General features: G+C 68.0%; 13 protein-coding genes, 2 tRNA genes and 1 pseudogene. 8 read left to right on the top strand and 8 right to left on the bottom strand.

All coding sequences use genetic code 11. From position 1 onward, the window contains the following. Positions 1-43 precede the first annotated feature (43 nt). Positions 44-616, bottom strand: coding sequence for a GlcG/HbpS family heme-binding protein (locus GPX89_RS42025; RefSeq protein ID WP_157393356.1), 573 nt, complete (start codon positions 614-616; stop codon positions 44-46). A 211-nt stretch (positions 617-827) separates the two neighbouring features. Here GPX89_RS42025 and GPX89_RS42020 point away from each other — a divergent pair, with 211 nt between their 5' ends. The 6 genes from GPX89_RS42020 to GPX89_RS41995 all read left to right on the top strand — a co-directional run bounded on the left by GPX89_RS42020 (position 828) and on the right by GPX89_RS41995 (position 4598). After that, on the top strand, positions 828-2000 hold the full coding sequence (locus GPX89_RS42020; protein ID WP_157393355.1) for a sensor histidine kinase: 1173 nt from the start codon (positions 828-830) through the stop codon (positions 1998-2000). Then, the gene (locus tag GPX89_RS42015; protein WP_328602944.1) at positions 1997-2638 is read left to right on the top strand and encodes a response regulator transcription factor; all 642 of its coding nucleotides are present in this window, start codon (positions 1997-1999) and stop codon (positions 2636-2638) included. Before GPX89_RS42020 ends, GPX89_RS42015 begins: the two co-directional genes overlap by 4 nt. Positions 2639-2923: 285 nt before the next feature. After that, positions 2924-2999, top strand: a tRNA-Pro gene (locus GPX89_RS42010). A 72-nt stretch (positions 3000-3071) separates the two neighbouring features. Beyond that, positions 3072-3145, top strand: a tRNA-Ala gene (locus tag GPX89_RS42005). A gap of 115 nt (positions 3146-3260) precedes the next feature. Continuing rightward, entirely contained in the window at positions 3261-4007 is a 747-nt protein-coding gene (locus tag GPX89_RS42000; protein ID WP_157393354.1) for a CPBP family intramembrane glutamic endopeptidase, read from the top strand. Between the two features lie 102 nt (positions 4008-4109). After that, the gene (locus tag GPX89_RS41995) at positions 4110-4598 is read left to right on the top strand and encodes an anthrone oxygenase family protein (protein WP_157393353.1); all 489 of its coding nucleotides are present in this window, start codon (positions 4110-4112) and stop codon (positions 4596-4598) included. On the opposite strand, the gene GPX89_RS41990 is transcribed toward GPX89_RS41995, so the two are convergent. The 5 genes from GPX89_RS41990 to GPX89_RS41970 form a co-directional block, all read right to left on the bottom strand. Further along, positions 4595-5428 carry an acyl-CoA thioesterase domain-containing protein gene (locus GPX89_RS41990; RefSeq protein WP_157393352.1) on the bottom strand — a complete coding sequence of 278 codons (834 nt, stop codon included), beginning with the start codon at positions 5426-5428 and terminating at the stop codon, positions 4595-4597. The two genes, GPX89_RS41995 and GPX89_RS41990, sit on opposite strands and share 4 nt — an antisense overlap. Positions 5429-5459: 31 nt before the next feature. Continuing rightward, positions 5460-6269, bottom strand: a complete 810-nt coding sequence (locus GPX89_RS41985) for a class I SAM-dependent methyltransferase (protein ID WP_157393351.1) — start codon at positions 6267-6269, stop codon at positions 5460-5462. An 82-nt stretch (positions 6270-6351) separates the two neighbouring features. Next, positions 6352-7614 (bottom strand): acyl-CoA dehydrogenase family protein, encoded by a 1263-nt coding sequence (locus GPX89_RS41980; RefSeq protein WP_157393350.1) that lies wholly within the window; start codon positions 7612-7614, stop codon positions 6352-6354. Positions 7615-7620: 6 nt separating this feature from the next. Continuing rightward, positions 7621-8625 (bottom strand): phosphotransferase family protein, encoded by a 1005-nt coding sequence (locus GPX89_RS41975; RefSeq protein ID WP_157393349.1) that lies wholly within the window; start codon positions 8623-8625, stop codon positions 7621-7623. Beyond that, positions 8622-9011, bottom strand: coding sequence for a hypothetical protein (locus GPX89_RS41970; RefSeq protein ID WP_235949313.1), 390 nt, complete (start codon positions 9009-9011; stop codon positions 8622-8624). Before GPX89_RS41970 ends, GPX89_RS41975 begins: the two co-directional genes overlap by 4 nt. Positions 9012-9134: 123 nt before the next feature. Here GPX89_RS41970 and GPX89_RS44130 point away from each other — a divergent pair. Then, a pseudogene (locus GPX89_RS44130) lies at positions 9135-9320 on the top strand (YidH family protein); the annotation flags it as partial. 112 nt (positions 9321-9432) lie between these two features. Further along, positions 9433-11334, top strand: a complete 1902-nt coding sequence (locus tag GPX89_RS41960; protein WP_328602943.1) for an alkyl/aryl-sulfatase — start codon at positions 9433-9435, stop codon at positions 11332-11334. 58 nt (positions 11335-11392) lie between these two features. Here the strand turns inward: GPX89_RS41960 and GPX89_RS41955 are convergent, their stop codons facing one another. Both GPX89_RS41955 and GPX89_RS41950 read right to left on the bottom strand, forming a co-directional pair. Further along, on the bottom strand, positions 11393-12070 hold the full coding sequence (locus GPX89_RS41955; RefSeq protein ID WP_268893466.1) for a GAP family protein: 678 nt from the start codon (positions 12068-12070) through the stop codon (positions 11393-11395). 113 nt (positions 12071-12183) lie between these two features. Next, positions 12184-12792: a TetR/AcrR family transcriptional regulator gene (locus GPX89_RS41950; protein WP_157393347.1), complete on the bottom strand. Its 609-nt coding sequence runs from the start codon at positions 12790-12792 to the stop codon at positions 12184-12186. Positions 12793-12932: the final 140 nt, after the last annotated feature.

The following is a 12932-nucleotide window of genomic DNA, read 5'->3' as shown; positions in this document are numbered from 1 at the left end:
GATGCCGCACCCGGCGATCGAATCCCGAACCTGCGGCAGCCGCTCAGTTACCGAGCGCGGCCACACCCGCCTGCGCGAACCTCTCGTCCTGATCGCCGCTGGGCGCACCGGCCACACCGATGCCCGCGATCGGAGCGCCACCCTTGGCGGCCACCGGCGCGCCGCCCGCGAGGAACAGCGTGCCCTTGATGTCGGCCAGATGCGGCGCGCCGTCGAGACGCTTGGCCAGCTGAGAAGTGGGCGCATTCCAGGAGACCGCGGTGAACGCTTTCTCCTGCGCGGAGGAGTAGGACTGCGGGCCCGCGCCGTCCCCGCGCAGCGTCACGATCGTATTGCCGTCGCGGTCCACCACGGCGACCGTCACGTGCTGGTTCTCCTTGACCGCCGCGTCGAGGGCGGCCTGCGCTGCCTTGGTGGCGGCGGCGATGGTCAGATGGGTGCTCTGCTGCAGATTGCCATTGGCGACATCGGCCACGACCGGGGTCTTGCTGCCCGGATCGGGATCCTGCGCGTTCACCGACACCACGCCGATCACTCCGGCGGCCACGACCGCCGCGGCCGCGCCGCCGATGATCAGGCGCTTACGGGTGGAGTTGGACTGGTCAGGGGTGGTCATGGTGTCCTCCGCGGATCTGGGTTGAAAGCTGTTCGCTCTGTTCGCCTTCCAGCCTGCTGGCCGGGACGTCCGGGCACATCGGCGCGCTGGATGGGAAACGGCGTGCGGTACGGCGGACCCGCGTATCAACCGATCGGATGACCCTCGCGGGGGCGGGGACGGGTCAGAATAGGGATGTTTGCCACGCCGTCGCCGCAGAGGAGGTGCCCGCTTGCCGTCCCAGGATCGGGGATACGCGCAGCCCCGCGAGGACACCCGGCTGCTGGGCACCGTGGTGCACAGCACCTTCTACGTGCTGCTGGCCGCCTCGCTGCTGCGGTACGTGCTTCGTCATCACGACAACCCGCGCCTGCCGCTGGTGATCGGGCTCTCCGTCGGGCTGGCCGGGCTCTATGTGGTGAGCGAACTGCGCGCTTCGCGCCGGCTGGTGTGGTTCGCGCTGCTGGTGGCGGCGTGGGCGGTACTGGTGGTGCTCGCACCCAGTTTCGTGTGGTGCGCGGTGCCGCTGCTCTACACCGGCGTGCGGATCCTCCCGTTTCGGTTGGCGGTCGCACTGGTCGCGGTGCTGACCGCGCTGGTGGTCGACGCCCAGTTGAAGATCGCGGGCTGGGCCGACCCGAACGTGCTGCTGGCGCCGCCCGCCGTGGCCGCGCTGGGCACCGCGCTGTTCGTCGGCCTGCTGCGCCAGACCGAACGTCAGGCCGCCCTCATCGACGACTTGCGTGCCACCCGGCAGGAACTGGCCGCCACCGAACGCCGTGAAGGCACGCTCGCCGAACGCGAGCGGCTGGCCATGGAGATCCACGACACCCTGGCCCAAGGACTTTCGAGCCAGCGCATGCTGCTGCAGGCCGCCGACCGGGTCTGGGACACCGATCCCGCCCGGGCCCGCGCGCATGTCCGCGACGCGGCGGCGGTCGCCGAACACAATCTGGCCGAGGCGCGCCGCTTCGTCCACGATCTGACGCCGACCGACCTGGCGGGCGGCTCACTGGTCGAGGCGCTGCGGGCGATGGCCGAGCGCGAGCGCGGCGAATCCCTGACCGTGGACATCCACATCGAGGGTGCCCCGGTCGAGCTACCGCCCGGCGTCGAGGCCGCACTATTGCGAATCGCACAGGGCGCCTTGGCCAATGCCCGTGAGCACGCCGGAGCGACCTCCGTCACCCTCACCCTCACCGATCTCGGTGACCGGCTGCTGCTCGACATCGCCGACGACGGCAAGGGATTCGACCCCGCCGCGCCCGCCACCAGCGCCGACCGCGGCCACGGCCTGCCCGCCATGCGCGCCCGCCTGCGCCAACTGGGCGGCGCCCTCACCGTCGAATCGGCGCCCGGCGACGGCACCGTCGTCTCCGCCGAAGTCCCCTTGGAGCGACCGTGACCGACACGAAAACCCCTGTCCGCCTGCTCATCTGCGACGATCACGCCGTCGTCCGCGCAGGTCTACGGGCCCTGCTGGACAGCGCGCCGGACATCGACGTCATCGGCGAAGCGGGCAGCGGCCCCGAAGCCGTCACCCTCGCCGCACGCCTGCACCCCGACGTCGTGCTGATGGACCTCCAACTCGGCGGCGATATGGACGGCATCGAAGCCACCCGCCGCATCACCACCGCTCCCGCGCCCATCCCGCACGTCCTGGTGCTCACCACCTACGACACCGACGCCGACATCACCCGCGCCATCGCCGCCGGCGCGACCGGCTATCTCCTCAAAGCCGAACGCCCCGAAGAACTCTTCACCGCCATCCACTCGGCGGCCCACGGCCGCACCGCCCTTTCCCCGCCCATCGCCGACCGGGTTCTCAACCGCATGCGAAACCCGCAGCCCGCCTTGACTCCGCGCGAACTCGACATCCTCGCCCAATTGGCCCAGGGCAGCGGAAACCGCGAAATCGCCCGCGCCCTCCATGTCAGCGAGGCCACCGTGAAAACTCACCTCGGCCGCATCTACGCCAAGCTCGGCGTCGACAACCGCGCGGCCGCCGTGGCCGTCGCGAACGAGCAACGTCTGCTGAGCTGATTCCGCCGCGAATTAATTCGGTACCGCTGGAGGGAAGTGCCTGTTAGCGTTGTGGCACACCGACAACGGAAGGGATCGCAATGACCGGAACAGCAGAAGCCACGCTCGCGTGGTCGGCTGCCGCCGGTGATCGCCTTCCGGCGGAAGGGTTGTCACCGCGCAGCGATTATCGCCGCAGCGGCCCATAGAGTTCCCTCCGGTACTCACGGGCCGTGTCCTCGGCGGAATCGCCGAGGGAGCGGCCCTTTTTCGTTCCTCGGAACAAATCCATTCGTCACGCTTCTACGGGATGTAGCTCCAACTTGTGCAGAGCGCCTGGTTTGGGACCAGGAGGCTGCGAGTTCGAATCTCGCCGTCCCGACGAGAAGCCGCAGAGCAAGGTAGGTGCGCCGCCCCGCGACGCGTCTCTCGGTGCGGAAAACCCTTGCATTCCGGGCCAGTAGCTCCAATTGGCAGAGCGACTGTTTTGCACACAGTAGGTTCCGGGTTCAAATCCCGGTTGGTCCACGAAGTCCGCTCACGCAATGGCGTGGAAGTCGGGCGCGACATCGGAAGACACTGGTGCTCTCAGGAATTCGCCGATCTGGGCGACGGCGTGGGCACTCCGATTATCGTGAGCGCCATGGGAATCCGAGGGCGGCCGATGCTGTTTCTCGGCGTGGTCACGGCGTTGTCGATTCCGTTCTTCGTCCTGGGCGCGGTCACCGGTGGGCTGCGGGTGGGTGCGATGCGACTGCCGAGCAGCGCGTTCATGTTCGTGCTGCCCGTCCTGGTGGCGGTGGCGCTGACCTGGCGCGCCGACGGCCGTGCCGCCGCCGTCACCCTGCTGTCGCGGGTGGTGGATCGGCCCGCCGCCAAGCCCTCCCGGTATGTGCTCGCCGCACTGTTGATCCCGGCGATCGGGGTGCTGTCGTATCTGCTGCCGCGCTGGTCCGGGCGGGTGGACGGGGCGCTCCCACTCTCCCCGGCAGCGGCGCCCGCAGTGATCGTCGCCTACCTGCTGGCCGCCACCTGTGAGGAACTGGGCTGGACCGGGTACGCGACCGATCCGCTGCGCCAACGCTTCGGCCTCGCCGCGACCGGAATCGGGCTGGGCGTGTATTGGGCGCTGTGGCATCTGATTCCGCTGCTCCAAGCCGGGCATCCGGCCGCCTGGCTGGCGGGCTGGTTCCTCACGACGGTAGCCGCCCGGGTGCTCATCGTGTGGCTGCACGACCACACCGGGAACGGCGTGAGCGCCGCGATCCTGTTGCACGCCGCGGTGAACACCACCGAGTCCTACACCCCCGGCCTGGACCTGCCGATCACCATGATCACGATCGGAATCCTGACCGCTGCCGCCGCGGCGGCAGCTCTCGCGAGACCGTGAATTCCCGTGTGCCGCCGAACCGGGAGATGTGTACGAGCGGCGGCGGCCGCGAGTAGCCTGTCGGTTGGCAAGCGGGGGCTTGTGTGGAATGGGTGATGCGGTATGCGCGACATTCTTCGGGTGCTGGCCATCATGCTGGTGTCGATCGCCATGGCGTTGTCGTTGGCCCATGCGCTGGAGTTGCCTGGCAAGCGCCGGTTGGACGAGCGCACCTACCGAGCGGTGCAGCCCATCTACTATCCCGGGTTCACCTACGGCGGTCTGGTCGGTGATGTCGGCGGACTCGTAGCCGCCGCCGTGCTGCTCGCGATGACACCGGTCGGCACCGCGGCGTTCTGGCTCACCGCCGCCGCCTTTCTCTGCCTACTCGGCATGCACGGGGTGTACTGGCTGCTCACCCATCCGGTGAACAAGGTCTGGTTACATGATCAGGCCCTGACCGACTCCGGGCGAAAGTTCTTCGCCGCGGGCCGATCCGACTCCGCCGACCGACCGTGGACCGAACTGCGCGACCGCTGGGAATACTCCCACGTCGCGCGGGCCATCCTCGCGACGATCAGCCTGCTCTTACTGGTGCTCCCGAGTCGCTAGAAGCGGACTCGGCGGGCGGTGTTGGCTACGGCGGTGACGGAAGAGACTCCGAGGGGGCCGAATTCGTCGTGGAGGGTGGCGGATCCGATGGCGATGCCGTCGGCGGCGTGCTGGCCGTTCGATTCCAGGCCCAGGCCGTCGGAGGCGGGCATTCGGTAGAGGTGGGTTACGTCGACGTTGATGAAGGGGACGCTGTTGCCGTCCCAGTTGGCTACGAAACTGGTGGCCTCGGCCAGAGTGGCTATGCGGGTGAAAGGGGTTGCCTTCTCAGCGGATACGGCGGGGACCATTGTCGATGTCCAGAGCCGTTTGCGGGCGTTGTTGCGGTGGTCGGCGAAGCTGGCAGACCAGTCGGTGGGGTATCCGGCGCTGCTGAGCATCGGGGCCGGTGTGGTCGTGCCGGTGGGTGGGGGAGTGAAGTCCGTTGGGGGAGTCCAGGCTTCGCCGTCGGGCTGGTCGGTCTCCGAAGGACGCAGGAACAGGGCCGATCCGCGGACGACCACTCGGTCCAACTGGCGCAGTTCCAGATGTATCAGTGCCACACGGTTACTCGATCGGACGAGTTCGGTCCGCGTGGCGACTACGGCGAAGCTGCTGGGTGCGACGAAGTCGAGGGTGAGCCGGCATCCGGCCGGGTCGAATGGGCATCGGCGCTCCACCTCGCGCGCGGCGAGAGCGGTCAAGCCTTGGCCGCCGATCATGTTGGGACCCCACGGGCCCCGTGCGGCTTCGAAGGGAACGAATCCGGCCGCGGTGGGTTCGAAGAATCCGGATGGTGACAGCTCGGCGTTCGACACGTGGCATTCCCTCCCCAGGTTCCGCATCGCCATGACGCGTACCGAAATACTAGAACGTGTTCGGCTATCGGTGGGCTGTGAGTTGGAGCCAGCGGATCGGGGCGTCGAATGGGTGTGGGCCGTAGTGGTTTCGCAGGGCCGTGGTTGCGATGGTGGTGGCGGATTCGAGGGTGAGGGAAGGGTGGCGTTCTATTTCGCCGCGTAGCGGGGTGCCTTGGCAGAAGGCGATGGCGCCGGTTTCGGGGGTGGTGTGGCTTGTGGCGGTGAGATATTCGCCGGTGATGCGTTCGAAGCCTGCTGCCGCGAGTTCGTCGCGGATACGGTCGAGGTCGTAGTAGCCGTAGGGGGTGCGGCGGAAGAATTCGAGGGGGTCGTCGGGGGCTGCGGCGCAGAGTGCGTCGGTGATGATCTGGGCTACCGCGTTGGTTTCGAGTCGGTCCCAGACGTTGAACGCGAAGAGCCCGCCCGGGCGGAGTACGCGGCGGGCTTCGGCGTATCCGGCCACCTTGTCGGGCAGGAACATCGCGCCGAATTGGCATGCGACGACATCGAAGCGGCGGTCGGGGAACGGGAGGTCCCGGGCATCGGCGACCTGCCAGCGGACCCGCGGGGAGGTGGAGCGGGCCGCGGCGGCGGTCACCATGGGTTCATTGAGGTCGGTCGCGACGATGTCGTGGCCGCCCAGGCTCGCGAGCACCCTGGTCAAAGCTCCGGTGCCGGCGGCGGTTTCGAGGATGTCGACGGCGTCGACCGCCTCGATCGCCGCCGCGAGCAGCCGGGCGGGTTCCTCGAAGATCATCGGAACCAGCAGGCTGTCGTAGATCTCGGGGATCGACCCGGTGAAGGACGTGTCCCCGGCTCCGGTCGCGCTCATGCGGCCGGCCTCGGATCGGCAGTCACGGCAGCCGATGCTACTGCCGGAGGCCGGTGCCGAGCGTCGGACCCGCCGACCGGCCTCATATCCCCTTCGGCGCCTGCTGCGGCATGAAACCGAACAGATATCCGGCGATCCGGCGCATCTGGATCTCCTCGCTGCCCTCGGTGATCCGATAGCGGCGGTGGTGGCGGTAGATGTGTTCGAACGGGGTGTGGCGGGAGTAGCCGAGCGCGCCGTGGATCTGCATGGCCCGGTCGGCGGCCTCACAGCACAGCCGGTTGGACCAGTAGTTGCACATGGAGACCTGGGCGGATTGGGTGAACGCACCGTGACGGTCCATCGCCCAGGCGGTCTTGTGGATCAGCGTGCGCAGCATCTCGCACTGTGTGGTCAGTTCGACCAAGGGGAATTGGATGGCCTGATTGACGGCCAGCGGCTTCCCGAAGGTCTTGCGCTGCTTGGCATACGCGATCGAACGGTCGAGGCAGTACTGGGCCGCGCCCAGGCTGGAGGCGGCCTGGCGGAGACGGTTCTCGTTGAAGAAATGCTGGACGACGGCCAGGCCGCGGCCCTCCTTGCCGAAGACCGCGTCGCCCGGAACCCGGACATCGTCGAGGATCACGTGGGCGTGATCGGTGGGCATGTTGAAGGTCCACAGGAACTCGGCGATGGTGAAGCCCGGAGTCCCCACCGGAACCAGGAAGGCGGTGATCCCGACACCGTCGCCGGGCGAACCGGAGGTGCGGGCGAAGATCAGGTCGGCGTCCGCGCGGTGCATGCCGGTGTTGAACGTCTTCTCGCCGTTGATGACCCAGCTGTCCCCGTCGCGGACGGCGGTGGTCTCCATATGGGTCGCGTCGGACCCGTGCTCGGGCTCGGTGATACCGAAGCCGAAGAACTTCGCCCCGGTCGCCAGAACCTGGATCCACTCGGATTTCTGTGCGGCCGAACCGTATTCGTGCATGAGCAGCAACCCGACATTGTTGGCGACGATCGCGTGCTCGGTCTGCAGGTCGCAGTGCAATCCCAGGCCGCGGCGCGCGAGATGCTCCCGGATGACGGCCATATCCAGATTGGAGCCGTCGCGGCCGCCGTAGAGCGCGGGATAGGCGTAGCGCAGATGCCCCGCGGCGTCGGCGCGCCGTCGGGCTTCGGCGAGCAGGTCCTCCCATTCGCCATTGGGGAGCCCGCCCCGATGCCAGTCGGTGCGCGCGTCCTCCCGGCGATGGTCGAAGAAGCGGATATTGTCGTCGGCCTGCTCGAGCGGCACGATCTCGCGATCGATGAACTCGTCCAATTCGGTCAGATACTTCTGAAGATGGTCGGGCAGTTCGAAATCCATGCGAGCTCACCTCGATGCGGTGGGACGGATCTGCATGAGCAGATCCCATTCGATCTCGGGAATGCGCCGCCCGCTGGCGGCCATGACGATGCTGGGAACGGTGCCGTCCAGGAACGCCGCGGCCTGCCCGGCGAGCATGGCGCCCCAAGCCAGCGTGCACGCCACCTTCCACCAGCGGAACCGCTCGGCGTCGAAATCGCCTCCGGCGCCGGTGTATCCGCGCACGAAGGCGGCCCGGTCGGCGAATCCGCCGAACTCGCGATCGTCGACGCCGAAACGCCACATGCGCAGAGCGCACCAGGCGGCATCGCGCATGGGATCACCGAAGCGCTGAGTGCCCTCCCAATCCAGCAGGGCGCGTATACCGTCGGGACCGACGATGAGGTTGCCATTGCGAATATCGGTGTGCACCAGCGTGAGTCGATCGGGCCGGGCGGGGAGATTGCGGGCGAGCCAGCGCAGGGCGAAAGCGAAGACGGGCCGATCGGGCAAGAGGTGCGCGACCATCGAATCCGCCTCGGCCAGCAGCGTTTCGGCAGGATCGGCGCTGGCGCTGCCGGGCAGCTCGGGGGAGCCCTGCTCGGGATCGATGGCATGCAGCAATCCCATGGCCCGCCCGAGCTGCTCGCCCACCGCCTCGCCGCTCCCGTGCTCCTGGACCATCCGCAGCACCCGCCGGGGTACGGTCTCCCCGTCCAGCCGCTCCGACAGCATGAACGGCTCGCCGACGAACCCGGTATCGGTGCACACCGCCAGGGTGTGGGGGACCGGCACCCCGTGCTCGCGGGCCAGTTCACGCACGCCCGCCTCCACCCCGACGGGCAGCAATTGAATGCTCCCGGGCACCAGGGTGGCGACCATCCGCAGCACGCATCCGCCCAGATCGGCGTCGAAGGCGATATTGCGCCGCCGCGCTCCCGCCGAGAGCGGCTGCACCGCCGACACGCGAACCGTCCGGCCGATGTCCTCGGTCAGGAACCGCGCCAGACCCTCGCCGATGTCCCCGCTCATTCACCCTCCCAGGCGTCGTAGCCGGGTTTGGCCACGGCCAGATCCGCGCGGACCTGGGCGACCAGGGCTTCCCACAGCCGCTCCTCCGAGTCCGCATCGGCGACATCCGCGGAAACCGCCGGGAGGGTGAGCTCCCGCTCGATCATGCGGGCCAGATGCGCCCCGACCCGGGCCTGATGCCGCAATTCCGGCGGCAGCGCGGGCAGCAGCGTCGCCTCGAGGAGATCGGCGAGTGCCGTCAGCAACTCCGGTGCCGTGGGCCGATACTGCATGGCGTGCCTCCGGCGTGAAATCCGTTGTTCGGCAGGTAATCCGGGATGGTACGGGACCGCCGCACCCGGCGGCCGGGAATTGCGGGCGAATGCCCGCAGTTCGGTTCGCGGCATCTTCGCCAAAAGAGCGAATGGCTGCCTCGGGTGTTGACCATCGTGGCGGAATCCGTGCAATGATCGGAATTGCTGATCATTTGCTGTAAACCGATGCGCTCGTGACGCCGGACAGGGGTGACTGTGGAAAACCGAGGCCGGGACACCGCCGAACCCGAGCATCCCCCGCTCGACTATCGATTCACCCTCGCGAACGAACGCACCTTCCTGGCCTGGATCCGCACCGCGCTGGGCCTGCTGGCCGCCGGTGTCGCGGTCCACACCCTGGTCCAGCCGTTCCATCACGCCGGCGTGCGACGCACCCTCGCCCGCTGGCGGTGTGCGTCGCGGCCCTCGTCATCGGTCTCACCTATCCCGGTAAGCAGCAAGTCATTTCGATCCCATCGATATCGGAAATCCCGGCAGTGGCAGGAGGCAACCAGTGAGTGCGGTCACCGAACCCAGCAAGCACATCATCGAGCAGAACCGGCGTGCGCTCGACGAGCTCCCGTTCGGCAATACCGCCGATCAGGCCGACGCCGACCGTGGCTTCATCGCCAAGCTGGAACCCGGAATCATCAAGGACGACAAGGGCACTGTCGTCTGGGATGACGAGTCCTACGGATTCCTGCGGGGCTCCTGCCCCAACTCGGTGCACCCGTCGCTGTGGCGGCAGTCCGGTCTGGTGGTGAAACAGGGCCTCTACGAAGTGATTCCGGGCATCTACCAGATCCGCGGGCTGGACCTGTCGAACATGACGATCATCGAGGGCACCACCGGCGTGATCATCATCGACCCGCTCATCTCGACCGAGACCGCCGAGGCGGGATTGGAACTGTATTACGCGCACCGCGGGCGCAAGCCGGTCACCGGCATGATCTACACCCACTCCCACGTCGACCACTTCGGTGGCGTGATGGGCGTGATGACCGCCGAGGACGCCGAATCGGGGCGGATCCCGGTGGTGGCCCCGGCCGGATTCCTCGAGCACGCCGTCGCCGAGAACGTCTACGCGGGCGTCGCCATGGCCCGCCGCGCCGCCTACATGTACGGCGCGGCCCTCCCGCGCGGTGCGAAGGGCCAGGTCGGAGCGGGGCTCGGGCAGACCACCTCGACGGGCACCGTCACCCTCATCGCCCCGACCCACGACATCACCGCCACCGGCCAGGAGATGACGATCGACGGGGTGCGCATCGTCTTCCAGATCACCCCGGGCACCGAAGCCCCCTCGGAGATGAACTTCTACTTCCCCGACTTCCGGGCCCTGTGCATGGCCGAGAACGCCACGCACACCCTGCACAACCTGCTCACCCTGCGCGGCGCCCTGGTACGCGACCCGCACGTGTGGGCCAAGTACCTCACCGAATCGATCAACCTCTACGCCCGTGAATCCGACGTCGTGTTCGCCTCGCACCACTGGCCGACCTGGGGCACCGAGACCCTGGTCGAGTACCTGGAGCTGCAGCGCGACCTCTACGCCTACCTGCACGACCAGACCCTGCGCCGCCTCAACCAGGGCTACGTCGGCACCGAGATCGCCGAGATGATGGAAATGCCTCCGGCCCTCGCGGATTCGTGGGCCGCGCACGGCTACTACGGTTCGGTCAGCCACAATGTGAAGGCCGTCTACCAGCGCTACATGGGCTGGTTCGACGGCAACCCGGCCCACTTGTGGGAGCACCCGCCGGTCGAGAACGCCAAGCGGCACGTGGAATTCATGGGCGGTGCGGACGAGGTGCTGCGCAAGGCGCGCAAGTCCTTCGACGAAGGCGACTACCGCTGGGTGGTGCAGGCGGTCAACTATGTCATCTTCGCCGACGACACCAACGAGGCCGCCAAGTCGCTGCAGGCCGACGCCTTCGAACAGCTGGCCTTCGGTTCCGAGAACGGCCCCTGGCGCAACTTCTTCCTCTCGGGCGCTTACGAATTGCGCAACGGCAACTTCGGTACCCCGACCAAGGAACTCCCGCAGACCATGCTGGCCGCCATGACCGTGGACATGGTCCTCGACGGTCTGGCGCTGCGGGTCGACGGACCCAAGGCCTGGCACGAGAAGGCCGCCAGCGACTGGGTTTTCACCGACGAGAACCGCACCGTGCGATTGCAGCTGCGCAATGGCGTACTGCTGCACTGGGATCGCCACGACGGAGACAAGCTCCCCGAGCCGGACGTCACCTTCACCCTGACCCGGCCGACGCTGATCGGGTTGTTGCTCGGCGGGCGGGACATCCAGGAAGCCGTGCAGTCCGGGGCCCTGAAGGTCGAGGGCGATGTCCAGTCCTTCGCCAAGCTCGTGGGCCTGTTCGACGCGCCGAACCCGGACTTCGCCATCGTCACCCCGTGATCCGGGCGTGAAAGCGGCCCGGCCGAACATCGGCCGGGCCCCGCACTTTTCAGAGGATCTACAGCAGGCCGCTGATGCCGTCCCCGAGGGACTTCGCGCCCAGCACGGTGAACAGCACCGACATGATCCCCGCGTGATTGCGCACGGTCCACTGCTTCCAGCGATCCAGCCTGGCATGCGCGCTACCGGCACCGAAGAAGTGGACCGTCAGCGGCACGAGTACTCCCAGCGACGCGATCACGATGAACACCGTCACCGACACCGTACGGGCCAGGCTCGAGGTGTCGCCCTCGGCGACCGTCACGCCGCCCACCGCCATCTGGATGACATTCTTCGGATTGCTCAGCACCAGCACGGCTCCCAGCGCCGCGCACCGCCCCGGCCGGAACTCGTCGAGTCGGCGCAGCCGCGGCGGCAGCTCGCCCCCGTCCTCCCAGGCATTGTGAATTCGCAACTGCCGCAACGCCATCAGCAACAGCAGCAGGCCGAAGACCAGCCGGAACCACGACACCCAGGTGGCCGGGCCGCCGTCGCGCTGATGCGCACCCGCGGCCGAGCCGAGTGACACCACCGCCACCAGCACGACCGCCACCGTGGCCACCCAGCCGAGGACGAACGCGATGGCGTTCGGTCGGCCGCGCGGGGAGGCCAGGATCAAGATGATGGCGATCAGGGCCAGCGGACTGATGGCCACACCGACGGCATGGCTGAGTATCTGTCCGGACGCATGGTGCAATGAATCCTCCCGCCTCGAAGCGCGCAACGACCGCGCTGCTGTGACAGCAACGTAACGGCTATTGCTGGGAGGCGGTGGAATTCCCCTCGGCCGAGTCGGCTGTGGCGGGATGGTCAGCGATCGAGCATGGCGGTGAGCGCCCGTCGGATCGCGTCCGAGGCGGCGCGTTTGGACAAGCCGCGCCGGTCCACCAGGTGGTGGCGGTACGGCCAGCCCAGGGTGGCATCGATCAGATCGAGCAATTGATCGCCCTCGTTGCGATCCAGCTCCGGCGCGAAGACCCGGCCGAGCGCGTCACGAATGCGCTTGTCGGTCAACCGCATCCGGGCGTCCACGGCCGGGGTGCGCAGGGATTCGATGAGACCGAGCACGCGCGGCTCGCGCTGCAACGCGAAGATCGCCTCGCTCTGGCGCACCACCGCGTCGATGCGCTGGGCCAGCGGCAGCTCGGGGTCGGCCTCGGCGATGAGCTTCTCGACCTCGTCGGACTGCTGGTCCACCACGGCGCTGAGGAGCGCGGTCCGGGTCGGGAAGTGCACGAAGATGCTGCGTTCGGACACGCCCGCACGCTCGGCGATGCCGCGGGTGGTGGGGTCGAACTCACCGTCGTGGACCGCCGAGAGCAGGCCCTCGATGATCGCCCTGCGGGTCTGTTCCGGGTTGCGCCGCCGCCGCGGGGCGTCGCTCTTGGTCTCGCCGGCCGCGCCTTTGCCCTCGCTCATGACAGGAATCCGATCACATCGGGCCGGACCGCGTGCACGCAGGTCCGGCGGAGGGTGGGTGGTGTCACTCGGTCATTCTATTGCAGAGACACTGCAATAGTCGTGTAGGGTTGGCGACAGGACGGAGCCGCAGCGAATGA

Origin of the sequence: Nocardia terrae, from assembly GCF_009760405.1 — a bacterium.
GTDB classification, from domain to species: domain Bacteria; phylum Actinomycetota; class Actinomycetes; order Mycobacteriales; family Mycobacteriaceae; genus Nocardia; species Nocardia terrae.
This window is presented reverse-complemented; position numbering and strand designations above follow the sequence as displayed.

Excerpts from the sequence above, each read along its gene's own strand:
- GPX89_RS41950 (WP_157393347.1), bottom strand. The coding sequence starts at position 12,792 with ATGAGCGAGGGCAAAGGCGCGGCCGGCGAGACCAAGAGCGACGCCCCG.
- GPX89_RS41990 (WP_157393352.1), bottom strand. The coding sequence starts at position 5,428 with ATGGCGATGCGGAACCTGGGGAGGGAATGCCACGTGTCGAACGCCGAG.
- GPX89_RS42000 (WP_157393354.1), top strand. The coding sequence starts at position 3,261 with ATGGGAATCCGAGGGCGGCCGATGCTGTTTCTCGGCGTGGTCACGGCG.
- GPX89_RS41985 (WP_157393351.1), bottom strand. The coding sequence starts at position 6,269 with ATGAGCGCGACCGGAGCCGGGGACACGTCCTTCACCGGGTCGATCCCC.
- GPX89_RS41975 (WP_157393349.1), bottom strand. The coding sequence starts at position 8,625 with ATGAGCGGGGACATCGGCGAGGGTCTGGCGCGGTTCCTGACCGAGGAC.
- GPX89_RS41980 (WP_157393350.1), bottom strand. The coding sequence starts at position 7,614 with ATGGATTTCGAACTGCCCGACCATCTTCAGAAGTATCTGACCGAATTG.
- GPX89_RS41970 (WP_235949313.1), bottom strand. The coding sequence starts at position 9,011 with ATGCCGCGAACCGAACTGCGGGCATTCGCCCGCAATTCCCGGCCGCCG.
- GPX89_RS42025 (WP_157393356.1), bottom strand. The coding sequence starts at position 616 with ATGACCACCCCTGACCAGTCCAACTCCACCCGTAAGCGCCTGATCATC.
- GPX89_RS41995 (WP_157393353.1), top strand. The coding sequence starts at position 4,110 with ATGCGCGACATTCTTCGGGTGCTGGCCATCATGCTGGTGTCGATCGCC.